Annotated in this window: 16 protein-coding genes; 3 read left to right on the forward strand and 13 right to left on the reverse strand. The window is 52.9% G+C overall.

Features of this window, described 5'->3' with window-relative positions:
* Positions 1-229 precede the first annotated feature (229 nt).
* A complete protein-coding gene (gene recR / locus ABJV08_RS12310) occupies positions 230-832 on the reverse strand; it encodes a recombination mediator RecR (protein ID WP_348037937.1) in 603 nt (200 codons plus the stop codon).
* 65 nt (positions 833-897) lie between these two features.
* Between recR and fmt the strand changes: the two genes are divergently transcribed.
* Both fmt and truA read left to right on the forward strand, forming a co-directional pair.
* Positions 898-1,848 carry a methionyl-tRNA formyltransferase gene (gene fmt / locus ABJV08_RS12315; protein WP_348037935.1) on the forward strand — a complete coding sequence of 317 codons (951 nt, stop codon included), beginning with the start codon at positions 898-900 and terminating at the stop codon, positions 1,846-1,848.
* Complete coding sequence (gene truA, locus ABJV08_RS12320) at positions 1,845-2,603, forward strand: tRNA pseudouridine(38-40) synthase TruA (RefSeq protein WP_348037933.1); 759 nt, start codon at positions 1,845-1,847, stop codon at positions 2,601-2,603. Before fmt ends, truA begins: the two co-directional genes overlap by 4 nt.
* Here truA and ABJV08_RS12325 read toward each other — a convergent pair.
* The 12 genes from ABJV08_RS12325 to ABJV08_RS12380 form a co-directional block, all read right to left on the reverse strand.
* Positions 2,589-4,484 (reverse strand): XrtA/PEP-CTERM system amidotransferase, encoded by a 1,896-nt coding sequence (locus tag ABJV08_RS12325; RefSeq protein WP_348037931.1) that lies wholly within the window; start codon positions 4,482-4,484, stop codon positions 2,589-2,591. The genes truA and ABJV08_RS12325 overlap by 15 nt on opposite strands.
* 10 nt (positions 4,485-4,494) lie before the next feature.
* Positions 4,495-6,048, reverse strand: coding sequence for an exosortase A (gene xrtA / locus ABJV08_RS12330; protein WP_348037929.1), 1,554 nt, complete (start codon positions 6,046-6,048; stop codon positions 4,495-4,497).
* Positions 6,045-7,268 (reverse strand): TIGR03087 family PEP-CTERM/XrtA system glycosyltransferase, encoded by a 1,224-nt coding sequence (locus ABJV08_RS12335; protein WP_348037927.1) that lies wholly within the window; start codon positions 7,266-7,268, stop codon positions 6,045-6,047. Before ABJV08_RS12335 ends, xrtA begins: the two co-directional genes overlap by 4 nt.
* Positions 7,268-8,335: a FemAB family XrtA/PEP-CTERM system-associated protein gene (locus ABJV08_RS12340; RefSeq protein WP_348038216.1), complete on the reverse strand. Its 1,068-nt coding sequence runs from the start codon at positions 8,333-8,335 to the stop codon at positions 7,268-7,270. Before ABJV08_RS12340 ends, ABJV08_RS12335 begins: the two co-directional genes overlap by 1 nt.
* A gap of 2 nt (positions 8,336-8,337) precedes the next feature.
* Positions 8,338-9,240: an XrtA system polysaccharide deacetylase gene (locus ABJV08_RS12345; RefSeq protein ID WP_348037925.1), complete on the reverse strand. Its 903-nt coding sequence runs from the start codon at positions 9,238-9,240 to the stop codon at positions 8,338-8,340.
* On the reverse strand, positions 9,215-10,486 hold the full coding sequence (locus ABJV08_RS12350) for an XrtA/PEP-CTERM system-associated ATPase (RefSeq protein WP_348037923.1): 1,272 nt from the start codon (positions 10,484-10,486) through the stop codon (positions 9,215-9,217). Before ABJV08_RS12350 ends, ABJV08_RS12345 begins: the two co-directional genes overlap by 26 nt.
* Positions 10,487-10,521: 35 nt before the next feature.
* A complete protein-coding gene (locus ABJV08_RS12355) occupies positions 10,522-12,144 on the reverse strand; it encodes a hypothetical protein (protein WP_348037921.1) in 1,623 nt (540 codons plus the stop codon).
* Between the two features lie 3 nt (positions 12,145-12,147).
* On the reverse strand, positions 12,148-13,065 hold the full coding sequence (locus ABJV08_RS12360) for an AAA family ATPase (protein ID WP_348037919.1): 918 nt from the start codon (positions 13,063-13,065) through the stop codon (positions 12,148-12,150).
* A 10-nt stretch (positions 13,066-13,075) separates the two neighbouring features.
* Positions 13,076-14,620 carry an XrtA system polysaccharide chain length determinant gene (locus ABJV08_RS12365; RefSeq protein WP_348037917.1) on the reverse strand — a complete coding sequence of 515 codons (1,545 nt, stop codon included), beginning with the start codon at positions 14,618-14,620 and terminating at the stop codon, positions 13,076-13,078.
* 38 nt (positions 14,621-14,658) lie between these two features.
* Positions 14,659-15,303, reverse strand: coding sequence for an XrtA/PEP-CTERM system exopolysaccharide export protein (locus tag ABJV08_RS12370; RefSeq protein WP_348038214.1), 645 nt, complete (start codon positions 15,301-15,303; stop codon positions 14,659-14,661).
* 184 nt (positions 15,304-15,487) lie between these two features.
* Complete coding sequence (locus ABJV08_RS12375; RefSeq protein WP_348037915.1) at positions 15,488-16,723, reverse strand: pyridoxal-dependent decarboxylase, exosortase A system-associated; 1,236 nt, start codon at positions 16,721-16,723, stop codon at positions 15,488-15,490.
* Positions 16,720-18,264: an acyl-CoA ligase (AMP-forming), exosortase A system-associated gene (locus ABJV08_RS12380; protein ID WP_348037913.1), complete on the reverse strand. Its 1,545-nt coding sequence runs from the start codon at positions 18,262-18,264 to the stop codon at positions 16,720-16,722. The genes ABJV08_RS12375 and ABJV08_RS12380 overlap by 4 nt, the downstream gene beginning before the upstream one ends.
* A gap of 32 nt (positions 18,265-18,296) precedes the next feature.
* Here ABJV08_RS12380 and ABJV08_RS12385 point away from each other — a divergent pair, with 32 nt between their 5' ends.
* Positions 18,297-19,346: a GNAT family N-acetyltransferase gene (locus ABJV08_RS12385; RefSeq protein ID WP_348037911.1), complete on the forward strand. Its 1,050-nt coding sequence runs from the start codon at positions 18,297-18,299 to the stop codon at positions 19,344-19,346.
* The last annotated feature ends 28 nt before the right edge of the window (positions 19,347-19,374 follow it).

Raw genomic sequence — 19,374 nt, forward strand, 5'->3', positions numbered from 1 at the left:
CAATATACGACCAAAAGGTCAAGGGTATTTAATCAAACACTTAACAGAGACAATAATCCCTGCAAATTGGCCACTTATCGAACTGCTCCCCTATATACTCCGATCGTAAGACTTATTAATTGGTACCTTCAAGCCACAGTTCACACAAAGATACATATGAGCTCAAATTCCCTATCAACTTGGATTCGTTACCAATCCCAAAACGATTAGTAGGCTTGATTGCGGCGTTTCAATCCTGATTGATCGGCCGTCGGGCGCGCAATGCCTGAGCCAAAGTACCTTCATCTAGATAGTCCAATTCCCCTCCCACCGGTATACCGTGGGATAGCTGGCTGAGGCGAAGCGGATAATTTTCTAGCCGTTCCGCAATATAGTGAGCGGTTGTCTGGCCTTCCAGCGTCGCGTTCATAGCCAAAACAACTTCTTCTATCTCGCCCTGCTCGACCCGGACGATCAGCTTATCAATTGCAATGTCTTCCGGTCGCACGCCATCCAGTGCGGACAACCGGCCGCCCAGCACATGAAATTTTCCCGGAAAAAGGCGTGACTTATCAAGAGCCCAGAGATCAGAAACTTCCTCGATCACGCAGAGGGATTTGGCATCCCGCCGAGGGTCCGTGCATATTTGACATGGATCCTGCGTGTCGACATTGCCGCAAATACCGCATGTCACAAGCCGTTCATCGACAGTTGTCATTGCTGCCAAAATAGGTTTCATCGCCGTTTCCGGACGTTTGAGCAGATATAATACCGCACGCCGCGCCGAACGCGGACCAAGGCCGGGGAGTTTGGCGAGGGCCTGAACCAGATTTTCGATCTCTTGCGATGCCATGCATTGACCTTTAGGGACTAAATCCGTCGCCTGCCAAGGGCTTAGCCACACACAAGCGAGAAATTATGCGTTTAGCCTTCATGGGAACTCCGGATTTTGCCGTTCCGGCGCTACAGGCCCTGCACGATGCAGGGCACGAAATCGTTGCGGTCTATTCGCAACCGCCCAGACGCGCGGGTCGCGGCAAGAAATTATCGCCCTCGCCCGTTCAGCAATTGGCGGAAAAACTATGCCTGCCCGTACGAACGCCGGTTTCCTTGAAAGGAGCAGACGAACAGGCAGGCTTTGCCGCACTAGATCTGGATGTAGCAGTGGTCGCGGCTTATGGCCTGATCCTTCCGCAGGCGATTTTGGATGCCCCGAAAATGGGATGTCTCAATATTCACGGGTCACTCCTCCCGCGCTGGCGCGGAGCGGCGCCAGTGCAGCGCGCCATAATGGCCGGCGATACCGAAACCGGAATCACCATCATGCAAATGGAGGCGGGACTGGATACCGGCCCAATGCTGGCAAAATTATCAACCCCGATCTCCAGCCTATCCATTGATTCAGCCGGCTCGATTACCGACGAGCTTTCGAAGGTCGGCGCTCATCTCATCGTGGAGGTGGTCGAAAATTTTCAAAACTATGCGCCAGTTCCACAACCTTCGGAGGGCGTGACTTATGCGAAAAAAATCGAAAAACATGAAGCGCGGATAGACTTTTCACAAACGGCGGTTTCCATTTCCCGCAAGATACAAGCGTTCAACCCTTATCCGGGCGCCTTTTTCGAATATGAAGGACAAAGGATTAGAATTCTCGAAAATGATGATGATTTGCGGATCGATGGAGAAGATGAAGTGGACGATGAGAGAGTTTATGGCTCTCCCGGAACCATAATCGACGATCGTCTCCTGATAGCCTGCGGCAGCGGCGTGATTCGGCCCAGCCTGATCCAGAAAGCCGGTAAGCCTGCCATGGACCTTAAGTCATTCCTCAATGGTGCAAAAATCCCCGCAGGAACAATCCTACAATGACTCGCTTTGCCCTCACCGTAGAATATGATGGCCGCCCATTCATGGGTTGGCAGCATCAGGATCACGGCCCCAGCGTTCAACAGGCTTTGGAAGAGTCCATAAAATCAATCACTGGTCAGACCATTCGCGTCTTTGCTGCTGGAAGAACCGATGCTGGTGTCCACGCTCTGGCGATGCGCGCGCATTTTGATATCGAGACCACGCTGACAGCCTTTCGGCTGTGCGAAGGTATCAATGCAGGCTTGCGCCCGAATCCGGTGGCTGTGCTCGCCTGCGAACCCGTTGATGAAAAATGGCACGCGCGCTTTGCCTGTATCGGTCGCCGCTACCTGTTCAAGATCACCAACCGCCGCGCGCCTCTAACTTTTGATCGGGGGCTCAGTTGGCAAGTCTCTCAGAATCTCGACGCGGAAGCGATGCACAATGCGGCGCAGGTGTTGCTCGGGCAACATGATTTCACCACATTCCGCTCCGTCCATTGCCAGGCAAAAAGCCCAATCAAAACGCTGGACAGCATTTCAGTCAGCCGGTTTGGCGAGGAAATTGAGGTCGAGGTTTCCGCCCGCTCGTTTCTGCATCATCAAGTACGATCGATTGTCGGATGCCTGAAACTGGTCGGCACCGGACGATGGAGCAAGGCGGATCTGGAAAAAGCACTCGCGGCAAAGGATCGCAATGCGCTTGGATTCAATGCGCCACCCGATGGCCTCTATTTCGTCGAGGCCCTTTATCCGGAAGCGTCAGAGGCCGAATAGCCGCTCCATGCTTTTGTCGAGCATCAGCAATTGCCACAATAGACGACTGTTATCAGAACGGCCTGCAATATGTTCGTCTGCCGCTTTGCGTAGAGACTTGCTATCGAACCATCCGGTTCGCGCCAATGCGCCGCTCGTTGAGATATTCCGGGCCTGATCAGCCAACGGTCCGCGGAACCATTGTGCAATGGGTGTTACAAAACCCATTTTCTGGCGATAGAGTATGTCCTTGGGCAGATATTGCTCCATCGACTTTTTCAGCAGATATTTGCCCTGCCCCTTGTGCACCCGCAAATTGGCCGGGAGCTTCGCAGCAAATTCCATCAGACGATAATCGAGCAACGGTTCCCGCGCTTCAAGCCCCACAGCCATGCTCGTTCGATCGACTTTCGTCAGAATATCACCCGGAAGCCACATTTTCATATCGGCATATTGCGCTTGGTCGAGACCGTTTTGCGCTGGCGCGTTTTCCATCAGGTCGATCATCCGCTGTTCGGCGTAATAGTCACCCAGGTTTTTCTGCATGGCATCAGAATAGATTTGCCGGCGGCCCAACGGCGTTGTGACACCTACCGCTTCAGCATAGCCTTCCGGGCCGGTTCTCGCCAGAGAGAGCAATGTGGACTTGGCGCGAAACGGCCGCGGTGCCCAATCTGCTTTTGGGTATACTGAACCCAGCCACCCCAATACCGGCCCACGGAACGATTGCGGTAACATGCCCCTCACCCGCTCTTCAGCATGATGGAACACATGACGACGATAGCCCGCCATAGCTTCATCTGCACCGTCTCCGGAAAGGGCCACGGTGACAGTTTCTCTCGCCAGTTCACTCACGCGATAGGTTGGCAAGGCAGAAGCATCTGCAAAGGGTTCATCAAAATGATCTGCAAGCGTGTCGATTAAGCCAAAATCATCGGCGGCGACAATCCGTTCGCGATGATCGGTCTGAAAGCGGTCGGCGATTAGTCTTGCATAGCTTGTTTCATCGAGTGATTCCTGATCGAATCCGATCGAACAAGTCTTGACGGCTCTCCGGCTTTTTTCTGCCATCAAGGCAACCACTGCGCTGCTGTCGACACCACCGGATAGAAAGGCTCCCAAGGGCACGTCTGCGATCATGCGCGACCCCACGGCTTCCTTTAGCAAGGCAACCAATTCGTCTTCCAGAACATTGGCGAGTGCCTTGTGGCGCTGACTGAAATCCATATCCCAATATTGGACAGAAGCAGGCTCTGGCTTGCCTTGCTCCAGCAACAGATAGTGACCGGCAGGAAGTTTCTTCACACCCTTGAGCATGGATGTTTGATCTGGCACGTAGCCAAAGGCCAGAAAGTCATCGACCGCTGAAATATTAGGATCCCGGCGGAGCAAGGGATTGGCCAACAGGGCTTTCAATTCCGAGCCGAACAATATGCTGCCGTCGGATACACGCGCATAGAATAGCGGCTTCACTCCCAATCGATCGCGTGCGAGAAACAATTGCCGGGTGCGCTGGTCATAGATTGCGATCGCAAACATACCGTTTAGACGTTTCAGGCAGTCAACGCCCCATTGCCGCCAAGCATAGAGAATGACTTCGCTATCGCTATCCGTTTGAAATTGATGGCCGCGGCTCTCCAGTTCGGAGCGGACTTCCTGAAAATTATATATCTCACCATTGAAGCTCAGCACCTGTGCTTCGTCGGGGGTGAGCATGGGTTGCGCGCCGCCTTCTAGATCAATGATGGAAAGCCTGCGATGCCCAAGCCCTACGCCTGGCGCAGTCCAGATTCCGGAACCGTCCGGTCCGCGGTGCGTCAGACTGTCCGTCATCTTGCGAAGGCGATCAGGATCGACCGGCTTGGCCGTCTCCAAATGAAATATACCTGCTATTCCGCACATATGGTGCGCCCTAGCGCAGCCCCGCCGTCTCGTCAGCCAATTTGTCGACCGGCCCCAAATCAGAGAGAAATGCATCCATCGAGACAAGGGGGGATTGCTCGCCCTTCTTTTCTGAGGACACCAATATCGCGACCGCCTGCTGGGGACCTCCGAGAATTTTGCTCTTCAAAGTCTCCAGTTTTACAACCGAAGCGCTGCCGGTAAGCTTCCCGCCGATCCTGTAAAAAGATGCCACGTTCCGTACCACTGGACCAGGCGCGATCAATTCGACCGCAACCGCGCCTTGCGGAGCGTCGAGGTCTCTGCTCCAAGACCATTGGGTATCCGGAACAAGAGCACCTTGACCGTAACCGACGATCTCTCGCCCATCTTCCTGACGGTCATATACAGCGATTGAAAGATCAACTTCTGCGCCCGATTTTTGATTGCGGTAACGACCGAGGATTTGGTGACTGGCGCCATCAAAGCGAGGCTCCCATGCGTACAGGGGTTGATAATCCACAATCTGCCAACCAGCGACACTTGGCAGCGTCACCTTTTCCGGAACCGAGGACTCCCTGGCGGCAAGGGCTGTCGTCCAAATCACCGGAACAAGAACGATGGCTGCCATAATGGCCATAATTTTTATCGGCTTTTGCGCTGAATTGGGCGGTGTCTGCTTCCGGCTTAAAGCATCTCCATCAATCATCGGCTCATCGATTTTGCGATCAAAAAAGGGCCAACCGATGGCCATGACCAAGATCAAGACAAAGGCAAAAAAGAACCAGCCATAGAAAATATGATCAAAGCCTGTTGCAAAATCGAGCGACGTATGGTGCGCAATATAGATCGTACCAAAGGCACGGATTCCATTGGCGATAACCGGCACAATCACGGCGGCCAACATGAACAATATCCGGCGATTCCAGCTGTGAAAACAAACGTTGCTGACCAAGGTTCCATAAGCGAGCATCGCGATCAGGAATTTGATTCCGGAACATTCTTCGGCAACTTCAAAATAGCCGGTTGGGGTTGAGATAAACACCCCGTCGATGAAAGCGGGAATATCGGCCCATGCGAGAAAGATCATCGACAATTTCGCAGTGAACATCTGCAGAAACGGGACGAGTTCTTCGCCAAACGGCACAAGGAAGAAGCTGAAAGCGAGCGGGAAGATCAGGCCTCTTGTAACGTTTGGCCCCAGCAAAGTGACCACCGCGCCTTGCAACATCATCAGCAGACCGAGCTGGCGCGCGAAGGCAACACCAGCCGCCTCACCCAACAACCAACCCAAAGAAGCCAGGCCCGTCAAAAACAAACCGGGCAACCATATTTGGGGTGTTAGCTTTGCCAGTTCATCCTGACGCTGCTGCACCAACCAATAAAGAATAGGAATGATCAACAGGCAATGGTTATAGGTGGAAATTGACCACCATGTCTGGACCATGTCCACGCCATCGCGCCAGAAAACTGCCAAAATTACGGCAGAGGCAATCGCCAGCAATTTTAAGTGTTCAGACCAGACCGACGGCACAGCCGCTGGCGCTTGCTGGTTTTCGAAATCATGGGCCGTGGCGCTCGTCATGCCGCAGCCTCTTTAGCAACTGGTTCAGACAGCCCGCACAGGGAAGGCAAATCGGCTAACTGTGTTTCCCACGAATAATGCGACGCAATCAAGGCTTTGGCGCGCGTGCCCATTTGCTGGCCTTGGTCCGGGGCCGCTAGCAGTTCACACACCATGCCGGCCTCGAGATCGATAGTATCGGCAACCATAAAATGTTCGCCATGGTTCGCGTTTATACCTTCTGCAGCGCATTGCGATGCAACCACCGGCTTGGCCATGGCCATCGCTTCAAGCACCTTGTTCTGAATGCCTCTGGCTATCCTAAGAGGCGCGACGACAACATCTGCAGCCTCGATCCAGCTACGAATGTCATCGACGGAGCCTGTCACGACGGTGCCATTTTTCTGATCGAGCTGTTTAACCTTTTCGGTGGGCGCTCTCCCCACAATAGCAAAACGCGCATCGGGAAAGCGTGAGAGAACTTCCGGCATTACGGTGTTGCTGAAACTTTCAACGGCTTCAACATTTGGTTGATAATCCATTTGGCCGGTAAAGAGGATCAACGACTTGCAACCTTCGAGCTTGGCAGGTGCCACATCGAGGGCGCTATAGAAAGCGCCATCAATACCATTGCCGACTGCCTTCACTTTTTCATCAGACAATGCTGCACGCTTCCGAAACAGCTCGGCTTCGGCTTCACTCACGAAAAGACTATAGTCCGCCCGTTCGGCAATATTTTTCTCAAACTCTTTCAGCAACCGGCCCTCACGGTCATTGATCCAGGCCATCGGTCCGGCGCCTGCATCTGCATAGCTTTCAAATTTTGTGCTATCGACATCGGCGAAATCCATCACCACACGACCGGTGAAATTCGACGGAATAAATTGCGCCATTTGTCCAGAGAATATGAAGATGCAATCAATTGGCCGGGTCGCGACCAAATGCGCCACATAGGCGCTGATTTTCGCGCTTTCGAAAGAGGTTAGCGAGACGGGCTTGCCAGACAGGATCGCCTCAATACCGGCTCGCCACTTAGGCTTCTCTCGCACGACAATTTCACTGGATGCCAGTTCTGCTTTTCGGATCCAATCGGTCTGCTGTTCCATCTTGTCATCGGCGAAACACGCAACATGCACAGCTGCACAATCCATCAATTTTTGTAGAAAATGATGCGAACGAATCTTGTCTCCGCGATTGGGAGGCCATGGCACGCGGTGCGCCAAAAACAATATTTCAGCCATCAACCAAGACCCTTGGCGATCATGGGCCCGATCCGGTTTGCAACAGACAAAGGCAATCGCTGCCACAGCGCTACCTTGGCTTTATACTTAGGGCTCATCGGATTGACATCACGGGATTCTTCACCTTCGACAGTCCGGGTAGCATAGGATAAAGGCTGCGGTTCGAAGCCCCAGTTTTTCTTGAACGAAAAGGCTCCGGTGCCAAATTTGGAACGGCCGAAGTCAAATGTATGACATCCCCGTTCACGCGCATGATTCATCAACGAATAATACATCACATCATTGGCTCTAAAGCGACGCGCATCCCATGTGCCGCCACCCCAATATGGCATGACCGTTTGTTGATGGTAGAGGCTCAAGACGCTGGCCACCGGTTTGCCGTCGCTGAATACGGTCAAAATGTCGGCATCCTCACCGAAACCATTCAACACTTCGTCGAACAGCGCTTTTGGAAAAACAGGTGTCCCGAGATTGCGGACGCTTTCGGCATAGACCGCATAATGGTCGGCGCGATCCTGCGTATCGGAACCTACGCGCACGATAAGCTCGTTTTTCAGCCCCTTGCGCACTTCTGCCCGCTGTTTGCGTGGAATCGCCAGGAGCTGTTTCTCATCATCCTCAGCCAAAGAGGTCACAAAACCGGCATAAACCCCGTCTTTTTTGACCCACTGCTCATCTGGCGCAGGTCCCCCACGCAATTCGACAGTTGGAAAGCTGTGGCGTTCGGCGAACGCCCACGCTTCGTCCGCCAGTATCTGGATAGCTTGGTGATCCTCCGACAGGATACCGCCACCCACTGCAAATCCGGAAGACACCAAAGCCCGTCCAAAGAGCGGGGAGTGGATGAGGTTCAGTGGAAGAATGGCTTGCAATGCTCCTTCCCCATCTTCGGCGAGGAGATAGCGCCACTCATGACCGCAAGCCTTGCTCACGGACAGCACCCATGCTGGACGATGAAAGGCTGTCCCTTCCGCAGATGCGGATATGAAGGCGTCGATCCGAGCCAATTCATTGGCCTCAGGACGGTCAAGAACGCGAACCGACAAGGATTTGGGCTTGAAAGCCATATTCATCTTATCAGCTCCGCTTCCAATGCAGCCAGTTCATCGACCCGACCCCATTTGTATTGTTGTCCAACGCGCAGCAGTTTAGCGCGCATAGCTTTCAATTTCGTATAGTGTCGGATTTTTGATCGAACCGGTGCATTTTTGACGCGCGGCTGATCCGGATCGATTTCCCACGGGTGGAAGTAAAATATGGCTCCCCTGCCGTCATCACGATGCATTTTTCCGATGGATCTTTTGTATATTTCATACGGCAATAGTCGAAAGAATCCGCCGCCGCCGGCAGCGAATGTCCGACTGCCCATCTTCACCGTCGTCACAGGCAATTCAATCAAATCGGCTCCGTCAACGGGCTTCCATGCGAAACGCGGCGACCCTGCCCAACCGTAGTGATCATGGTGGATCGGAGCGACACTGGAAGAATAGGTATAGCCTTGCTCGGCCAATATTTCATGGGCCCACGGCGTCCGTTGATCAATCGAGAAGCTCGGCGCGCGATAGCCGATAACCTTTTGACCTGAAGCATCTTCCAATATTTTCCGGCTGCGTTCGAGATCGATGCGAAATTGATCGGGAGACATCGTAAACACACGGCTATGATCATAGCCATGGCTGGCCACTTCATGCCCTGCGGCAACAATTTGTTGCATCAACGCCGGATAGCGTTCGGCGACCCAACCCAAAGTAAAAAATGTCGCCTTGATTTTCGCTTCATCAAACAGCGCAAGCACCGCATGGGTGTTGCGTTCTACCCGCAACTCTAACTGATCCCAGTCAGCACGATCGATAACCGTTTCAAAGGCTCCCACCTGAAACCAGTCTTCGATATCGACCGACATGGCGTTGAGCAAAGCATCCGCTTTTCCCGCCGATTTGAAAGATTCAGGCCGCGCGTCCTGCATTGACATAGCTTTCTTTGCTCCGGACATCGCTTTCGACCCATTCCACGAGCATCGTCAAGATGCGGTGCAAATTTTCTTCCTGATCGTTCATTCGCGTTTCCAGCAAGGACAGTCGTTTGAACATAGTGTCAATCTGCTGTGCATTTGCTTTGTCAGCCATCGGTTCTGACACGGCAGATTCCAAGCCCTCGATCTTAGCGGCAATCGATTGCTCGACCGGCGCTTGATGCGATTGTTTGGGAGCTTCAGGAGTCCGAAGACTAACGACTTCATGATCCGGACTGGATGCCCGCTGGTCCTGCAGATCAACGGCTTGTTCAGGAACAGAAGCAAATGTTTCAGTCGCTTGTCCGGCATTTGCACGGTCGGCTTTTTTAGGCTTTTCCCAAAGCGGGTTTTTTGGTTCAGAAGGCGCCGTTGGCGGTGCAGCAATTTCTACATCTTCACCGTTCAAGTCCGCCAGAACACGCGCGACCAAAGCCTCGTCGATCATTTCTGTTTGTTCGATTGAACCCATCAGCAATATTCGGCTCATCAGCGCATTGATTTTGCGAGGGACACCATTGGTTTCCGCAAAAAGCATACGGAATACGCCGGCGGTGATCTTAGGTCGCCCTGACCATCCGCTTTTGGACAGTCGATGCGTGATATAGGGTTCTATCTCTTCAGCAGACATAGGCTCAAGATGGTGGTTCGCGATCACGCGCTGACGCAATTGTTCCAGCTGGTTGGAGTTTTGCAGCATATCGCGAAACTCTGGCTGGCCGAGCAGGAATATTTGCAACAATGCCTGTCCGCCAAGCTGGAAGTTTGACAACATCCGCAATTCTTCAAGCGCGCCTGCCGGAAGGTTCTGAGATTCATCAACAATCAGCAGACAACGACGGCCGGCTCGCGCTTCCGAATGAAGAAACTCTTCAAACGCGCTCAACAATTGTGCCTTGTCCATATTGTCGGTGTTGATATCGAAATGATTGGCTGCGACGCGCACAATATCCTGGCTGTCGAGTTTGGTCGTCACGATATTCGCGGCCGTCAGACGGGCTTTGTCGATTGTCGCCATCAAATGACTGACCAACGTGGTTTTACCCGCGCCAACATCACCGGTGATGACTATAAAGCCTTCGCCCTGCGCCAGGCCATATCCGAGATAAGACAGCGCTTTGCGGTGCGTCAGACTTTCAAAATAATAATGCGGATCCGGGGTCAGCTGGAACGGCCGGCCATTTAATCCATAAAATATATCATACATACGCGTATCTCCGATCAACGGCGTGGTTGATGCTTTTAAAAATCATATCTGAGGCCCAGCAGAGCAGATGCCGTGAGCTCGCTGTCAAATCCATCTTGCTGGAAGCTGTCGAGACCAACAGCGGCCGTTCCTTGCAGGCCTGGCAAAATCTGGCGGTAATAAGCTGCGTTTGCACCGAGCCCCAAGACATTGGGAGCACCAGCAAAGCCACTATCCAACAGATTTGCATATACGTTGGCGTCAAAGCGAGAATAAGCATCCAGCTCTTTGCCGATCGTCAGGTTGGCATAATAGTTTTCATCGACCAGTCCATCGACTGCGGCAACCGCACCCAATTGCGAAGCGAAGAAGCGACGACGTGCATATCCGACACCCAGACCGGTTTCCCAACCACCATAATTATAGGTCAGCTGTCCATTGACACCCCGCGCCCGGAACGAAGATGAAGCTGCTGATTGCAGGACATCGTTAAAGCAAAGACCGCTCGATTGACCGAAGGCACAACCGTTTAGTTCGCCGCTCAAAGGATTCCGGGAGCTAGAAAAACTGGTACCCAAATTGGCCAGGTTATCGTTGAGCAAGTTACCGAAACCAGACACCGTGTCATAGACAGAGATGTTCAGCGCGGTTCTCTCATTCGGTTGATACCCAAAGCTACCGAAATAGGTTTCACTGCCATAGCGTTGACCAACCCGCGCTTCCAACGAAGTTCGGCGGCTTGGGCGCCACATGACACCAGCATCCCAGATAATTCCGTCCTGATCATAGGATAGCAATCTTGGCGATGCTTCGTCCGTTACCAGGCGACCATCATTGTCAACAATCGGGTCACCATTGCCATCACGCAAAGCATCACGTTCTGAAATTTCTATATCTTCATAACCAACACCACCAACCAGTGCCACGTTCGAAGAAACCGGCACTGTAACGTCCGCGCGAGCAAATTTTCCTTCATAGCGCTGGTCGAGTTGGCCGGCGTCTTCACGCTCATAGCCAGCGCTGACAGACCAACCAACCGGAAGCTCGCCCGGTTGCATTCCAACGCTGACGCTGGCCGAATGGCTCACGCTGTCATCGAACACATCAATCGGCTGCTGACCCGGAGGCAATATGCCTGTGTCTTCGCTATCGACCTTGGTATAGCCCAAGCGATAATTGGCATTCACATCCAGCGCGCCAACATTTGTCGACAGGTTCGGACCGGCATAAACCGAGTAGACCTGCGTCACATTATCAATATTCCCGACCGCATTGGACGGTGATTCACCGCGCAAATCAACCCGGCTGCGCGTCGCAAGGGCACCGGCTTCCAATGACAAGACATTGGGAACGATCTGGATGCCACCACGCGCGATACCGGTAATAATATCTTCATCGCCAAGATTGTCAGAATAGAAGAACCGTCGTTCATAGCGCAGATTTACCTGGGCTTCTGCCCCGCGCGTCTGGATTGATGCATCAACACCGGCTGCGACCGACGTGTAGGTGAGAACATCCGTGCCATCTTTCAAATCTGCAACCAATATTTGCTGGACCTCGAGATATGGTGCAATTTCTGCGTTGCGTTCACGCGCCTCGGCGGCGGTTGCAGCAAATCCCAGCAACGGCAGCATTGCGGCACCATATTTCAAGGCGCTAAGTTTGGAATGCGAAGTCATGGTCTATTCTCCATATCCGTAATAGGATCCGAAACGTCTTCCCGTTGGCGAAAATTTGGTGCCGTTCAGGAGCAGTTGGATATGTTCACATCCAACCATGAGGCTCAACGCATCGCGCAGAGCAGTTTCGGTTGTTTCGTCAGCTTTCACCACCATCAGAACCTGTCCGACATGCGTTGCCAGCACCGAAGCAGGCGACGCCGACAAGGCGGGCGGAGAATCAAATATAACAATGCGATTGGGGTTATTCTGGGTCAGACGGTTGAGCACTTGCTCGGTCCGTGAAGACGCTAGATATTCCGTATCGGCATTGGTTTGATCACCAGCGGGCAAGATTGCTAGCCCAGCAATATCAGTGTGGATGATGCAGTTTTCGACCGGCAAATCTGGATCAGCCAAAGCATCCATAAGACCCTTGCTGCCTTCCAGGCCAAGGCTCGATAGGATGCTAGGTTTTGCAAAATCTGCATCGACGAGCAGAACTTCGTTATCCTTCTCCGCAGCAATCGAAAGCGCCAGGTTTAACGCGCAGAATGTCTTGCCCTCGTCCGGATGGGCAGAGCAGATCAAAATACGCTCGCCATGCCGCACCGGTGCGACTTTATCGTTGCCTTTAGCAGCCAGAAGCAGCTGCCGCTTGATGATCCGGAATTCTTCCGAGATCCCGGTAACAGGTCCGTCAGGAACGATAAAACCCGCTTCCCGTAATTTATCTCGATCGACAATGACGCGCGGCCCATCATAGACCGAGACAGGTCGCGGCGCAGACGGTGTAATCTGGTTTACAGGATTCTCGCGCCGCATCGGCTCCCGGGAAACGCCCTGCGTTTCGCCGGTCCGGACAGCGGGAATATAGTCATAAATTTCCCCTGCCCTTTCGAGCAACGAACTTGATTTTCTGGGAGGACTGTATTTGTTCATATCTAATCCCTCAGGCGACCATGCCGCGTTGGATAAATTCGACGATCATCAGCATTCCGAAAACACCAAAGAGCGCGACACTTGTGCCGTAAAACACACGCAGTTTTTTCTTGCGCAAGCCCCGCTGAGTGTTGGTCAGAATCTGCGACACAGAACCGATCACCGGAAGGCCACTGGCTTTCTCCAGTTTTGCTGCGGTCGGATAGCTGGTTTGCAAATGGCCCAGGGCAAATGCTGCGCCGACACCGCCGCCAATGCCAGCAAACAAGACCATAGCGAGCAGCAGCGGCCGGTTTGGCGCGGCTGGAGATCGCGGACTGGATGGCGGATCGATAACCAGAAATTTGACGGAATCGGTTTCTGATTCAACCTGACCGCGCAGTTTTATTTGCTCCCGGTCCGTTAGCAGCTTGTCATACTGGCTTTTCAATACTTCATGGTCCCGGTTGATCCGTGACATTTCTGCTGCGACACCCGGCTCCATTGATTGCTTAGACACCAATTCTGTCATGTCAGCCTGCAGCGCATTTTTCCGCGCTTGTAATGCTGCAACAGATGCTTGCCGTTCCGCACGCATGCTTTGAAGCGAACTATAAGCGGGATTTGGCGTACGATATCCGCCGCCGCCACTGGCTGGTTGTTTGGCAGCTTGAACGCGAAGGGCCGCAATTTCATTTTGCATTGCGACAATATCGGGATGGCTATCTGTCCAGCCCCGCGCACGAGCGGAAGCGAGCTTGCCTTGCGCCTGTGCGAGTTGGCCGCGAGCACCGCCAGCGCTAGGACTTCTGAAACCTGGCGTCGAGATTGACGATGGGGTGCCAGCAAGCTGGCCGTTCAAAGCAGCCAAAGAGCCCGAGGCTTGACTAAGCTGCGATTCGATCTGCCCCAATTCGGCGCGAGCGGCAGCAATCCGCTGACTGATCGATCCGATTCCTGGCAGCAAACCCAGATTTTCAGTCTCAAACTGGACCCGTTTCTGCTCCGCTTCCTGAAGCTCTTTTTCCCTCTGGGCGAGTTGCGCGTCGAGGAACTTGATGGTTTGACTTGTTTCAGCGCGGTCACCGGAGAGGTTTTCTTCGACAAATATGTCGATCATTTTCTGAACAATGTCGCGCGCTAGAACCGCGTTTTGCGCATCGGAGAGATTGCTCGCAGAGGATGTTGCCGTAATCTCGAACAGATTGTCTTTTTCAGACTTGATCGTGATATTTTTCCGAAGCATTTCGACTTTGCCCGCCAACTCCCGGTCGGTTGCAACAGACTGGTTCAAAGCGGTTCCGCGAACCACTTTTTCAAGATTGATGGTTGAAGTCAGCGTCTCTTGAATACGCTCCATATTCTTTTTGCGCTCGCGCGCGTCCACACCGACCTTATCAGACAATATGGATTGCATCTCGGCAGACACCCGCGCTTGTGATTCATAGCTATTGGGAATCAGCGCGACGACAAGCCAGCCCACAAGGCAAAGCCCCCATGCGACAGCCAGCGCTAACCAACGCCGGTTCCAGACGCTGTGCACTGCTATTCTAAATTCGTCATAAAGGCCGTTCATGGGTCTTTTCAATTCCTGTTAGATGGAGCGGAAACGGTTCAAAACATGCTTTCTGGAATGATGATGACATCACCCGGACGCAGCATGACATTGGCGCGGGTTGAGCCCTTCTTGAGCAAATCACCAATGCGCAGTGCATATTCCTGTTGCTTGCCAGTGCCGCGATTGAAGCGAATCAAACGCGCTTTGTTTCCAGAAGCAAATTCGGATAGTCCGCCAACCGCGATCATCGCGTCGAGCAACGTCATATTGGCACGATATGGAATAGATGCCGGTTTCTCAGTGGCACCGACAACACGGATCTGCTGCGAGAAAGTGCCAGAGAAATTGTTGACGATAACCGAAACCAACGGCTCATTGATATATTGAGACAGTTGCAGCTTCAGATCTTGCGCCAACATCGCGGGCGTCTTCCCAACCGCGGGCATATCGGTGATCAAGGGCGTGGTAATACGTCCATCCGGTCGGACCTGGACCTTCGCGCCCAGTTCGGGATTGCGCCAAACAAAAATTGTTAGCTCGTCCAGCGGACCGATTACATATTCTTCTCCAGGACCTTCCTGCATGGATACAAAGGAAGCGGGCGGCAATTGTGGGCCGCTAGAATTTCCTGAACAACCCACAACGGCAAGGGATGCCATTCCGGCACCGACCATCAATTTAGCCAAGCGATTGTTTTTAATAGCAGAACGCATTGTACTCACCTCGTTTTTAATCTTTGGAAAATGCTCGAATTCCAACGGAAAACGGGCAATTCGCACAAAGTCACGAGATGGCTATGCTAGAAAATAGTGAATATAGCGTTAGGATTAGATGAATTTGATATTAACGGAATCAAACATGTGACGGCAGCTAAGACCGTTGTAACTATTCAACTAATATCTCTTCCGCCGGCCCCTGACCGAGGAAATTTGCGGGACTTGCCGTGGCTCCGTAAGCACCCGCGCAAAAAATTGCGACGACGTCACCGACGTCAGCTTTTGGCATTGCAGCATTGTCGCTCAATCGGTCCAAAGGGGTGCAAAGGCAACCGACTATGGACACGGTTTCGTCGGCCTGTGCGTCAAATTTACTGGCGATCGCCGCTGGATAGTTGCGCCGCACCACCGTTCCAAAATTGCCGCTGGCCGCCAATTGGTGATGCAATCCCCCATCAGTCACCAGAAACACCTGACCTTGGCTTTCCTTGCGATCTACAATCTGAGTCAAGTAGACACCCGCTTCACCAACAAGATAGCGCCCCAGCTCGATGGCAAACTGTGTCGAAGACAAAATGTCCGGCAGTTGCTTCAACTTGATTGCAAGAGCTTGTCCGACCTTGGCAATATCGACCTGTTCGTCACCTGGAAAATAAGGGATGCCGATTCCGCCGCCTAGATTGATATGCGCCGGCGCCTGTCCGATGGCCGTTGCCAGACGGGCAGCAAGGTCCAATGTTTGTGCCTGGGTTTCGATAATCGCATCCGCGCTCAATGCCTGTGAACCGGCAAAAATATGAAAGCCGCGCCAAACGGCTCCAGCTTCCAATATCCGTTTGACCGTTGGAGCAACCAATTCAATGTCCATCCCGAACGGTTTGGCACCACCCCCCATTTTCATGCCTGACCCTTTGAGGTCAAAGTCGGGGTTAACACGGATAGCAAGGCGTGGCTTTTTGTTCAGCCGTGCGCCGATAGCCAGCGCCCGATCGCATTCGGTGGGGGATTCTATATTAATCGTCACACCGGCCTGGATCGCTTGCTCAAGCTCATCATCCCGCTTTCCGGGCCCTGCAAAACTGATTTTTTCCGCAGCGGCTCCCGCATCCAGCGCAATCCGCAACTCGCCACCCGATGCGATATCGATACCATCGGTCAATGGCAGCATGTGACGGAGCAAAGGCGGGAATGGATTGGCTTTCATCGCATAATGCAGATCAAGTTGGTCTGGCATTGCCGCTCGCAATTGCGTCATCCGCATGTCCAGCGCCTTCTTTGAATACACAAATAGCGGGGATCCGTTTTCTGAAACCAGCGCACTGGCTTTCTGCCCGCCAATGGCTAGTTCACCGTCGACAGAGGAATATCCCGATGGGATAGGTCCCGTTGGCTTCGTTTTGATCATTCGATATCCATGCTGGTCAATGCGTTGCGATCCAGCTTTCCATTTGGGTTTTTGGGAAATTCAGAAAGCGGGACAATATCCCGTGGATGCATAAAATTCGGTAAATTTTGCTTCAGATATTTTCCAAGCTGCTCCTTGATTGCAGCATTTTCCTCTTCTGCTTCGATCGGTCTAACAAACAGTCGAATCGCATGGCCTAAACGTTCGTCCGGCACGCCTAGGGCTACCGCTTCCGCTATCATTCCGGATTCCACAGCTATTTCCTCGATCTCCGTCGGGCTAATCCGGTTGCCCGAGCTTTTGATCATCGAGTCGTCCCGGCCGACGAAATATAGCAACCCATCTTCACCGCGCTTGACGGTATCTCCAGAGAAAACCGCAGTGCCATCATATTGCGATACCGCCGGCGCGTCCTTAAATCTTTCTGCTGTCCGTTCGGGATCGTTCCAATAGCCTTTTGCCACCAACGGCCCACAATGAACCAGTTCACCCGGCTGATTCGGCGCTGCGATTGCACCGTTTTCGTCAACCACCAGAATTTCCGCGAAAGGAATAGCAGTCCCCATGCTCGTAGGATTATCGTCGATCAGAGCGGGTTCAAGATAGGTTGATCGGAAAGCTTCCGTCAGTCCGTACATCGCATAGATATCCGTGGTTGATCCAAATATGGCCCGCAACTGCTTGACCAATGTCGGGGTCAACGCACCACCGCTATTGGTCAGCCGACGCATCGACGACGCCGCTTCCTCGGGCCATTCATTCTCCACCAATTGCACCCAGAGCGGCGGGACAGCTGCCAAAGTCGTTATCTGTTCTCGTGCGCATGCCTTCATGACGTCACGTGGTGTCAGATAGTCTAGCGGCACCGCACATCCGCCTGCGGCCCAAGTGGAAAGCAGCTGATTTTGTCCATAGTCAAAGCTCAGGGGTAAAACGCAAATGGTGCGGTCGCCGGCAGACAGTTTCAGATATTCAGCGACGCTAAGCGCGCCCAGCGTCAGATTGGCATGGCTTAGCATCACCCCTTTGGGACGCCCCGTGGAACCGCTTGTGTACAAGATTGCTGCCAGATCATCGGTATCGGTCGTCGCGGCGCTGGGCTCCAATGGAGTCACAACGGAATCGAGCGATTCCGAAACAAATTTATCCTCCAAAAGGCTGCAATCCTGAGCGATCTGGCTGTCTGCCAGCGTTTTCAACCGACCAGCATTGCTGATCAACAGCTTCGCGCCACTATCGGCAATGATATGCACAACCTGAGCTGGCTTGAGCAGCGGGTTTACCGGGACGTGGACCAACCCAGCGCGCGCCGCGGCGAGCGGCATGATACAGGCCAATTCGGTCTTCGGCAGCCATGTCGCTACACGGTCTCCCTGGACGACCCCCTGCCCCTGCAACCATGCAGCCAACAAACCAACACGATGATTTAACATTTTATAGTTAAGGGTGTTCGCACGCGTCACGAGGGCGCTTGCTTGTGGATCCTTTCCAATCGCCAGATGGTCCAAAGGAAAAGCAGCGTTTTTGGGATCAATGTTCAATTGCGTTGACCTATAGGAAAAAGAGTAGATTTGTGACAGACACGACCTTAGCCATGACCAGCGAATATCATAGTAATTTTCAGTCTGTGCAAGCCATTGCCGGAGAAAAATTGGGCCGCTCGGTCCAGAAATCGCTGTTTGATAGGATCGAATGGCTCCGGCAACTTCATGAACTCTGCCTGCCTGACAAAGCTCCGTTGATTGTCCATAGCCGTGAAGGCGAAGCCGAGGCGTGGATGTTCCTCATCAAAACCGGCCTGCGCAGCCACGCGGCTTTGGCCAATTGGTACAATTTCACCTTTCGCCCAATTTTTCCGGGTGAATATGATGAAGTAACCAAATTGGCATTGCTGACAAAAATCGCAAAAGAGCTGAAATCCAACTCCCATCACATTGAAATTACACCGGTTCCGGACGAAGATTCGGCAGCCAGCCTTACCGAGCGAGCCTTTGAGCAAGCCGGTTGGGTGGTGTTCCGGTCAAAGGCCGATGATAACCATATTTTGAACGTCAACGGCCGTACATTTGATCAATATTGGGGCGATCGTCCGGGCAAACTGCGCAACACCGTGCGGCGTAAGGCCAAGAAAAACCTGGTGTCCGTTAGAATTGAAAAGCAATTTTCCGACGAGGATTGGAACGACTATGTTTCCGTCTATGAGCGCAGCTGGAAGCCCGAAGAAGGCAATCCGGACTTTCTGAAAAAACTTGCGCAGCATGAAGCCGCCGCCGGCTGTATGCGTCTCGGCCTGGCCTATATCGATGGCGAGCCGGTTGCAGCGCAATTTTGGACGGTGGAAAATGGCGAAGCCTTGATCCACAAGCTGGCACATATCGAAGATGCGACAAAATCGTCGCCTGGAACCTTACTTTCTGTCGCTATGTTCCAGCATGTGATCGATATCGACCACGTCAACCTCATCGACTTTGGCACCGGCAATGATGGCTATAAACGCGAGTGGATGGAAGATGTCCGGGATCGCTATCGGCTAGAGTTCTATTGGCCCAACAATCCATTGTCCTGGCTACCAATTTTGAAACACTACGCCTCTGGCCTTGCCGGAAAGCGTGCTTCGCTCTAGGGAAACGCCGTTATCCGGAATTCGGGGG

Source organism: Parasphingorhabdus sp., assembly GCF_039982395.1.
Classification (GTDB): Bacteria; Pseudomonadota; Alphaproteobacteria; order Sphingomonadales; family Sphingomonadaceae; genus Parasphingorhabdus.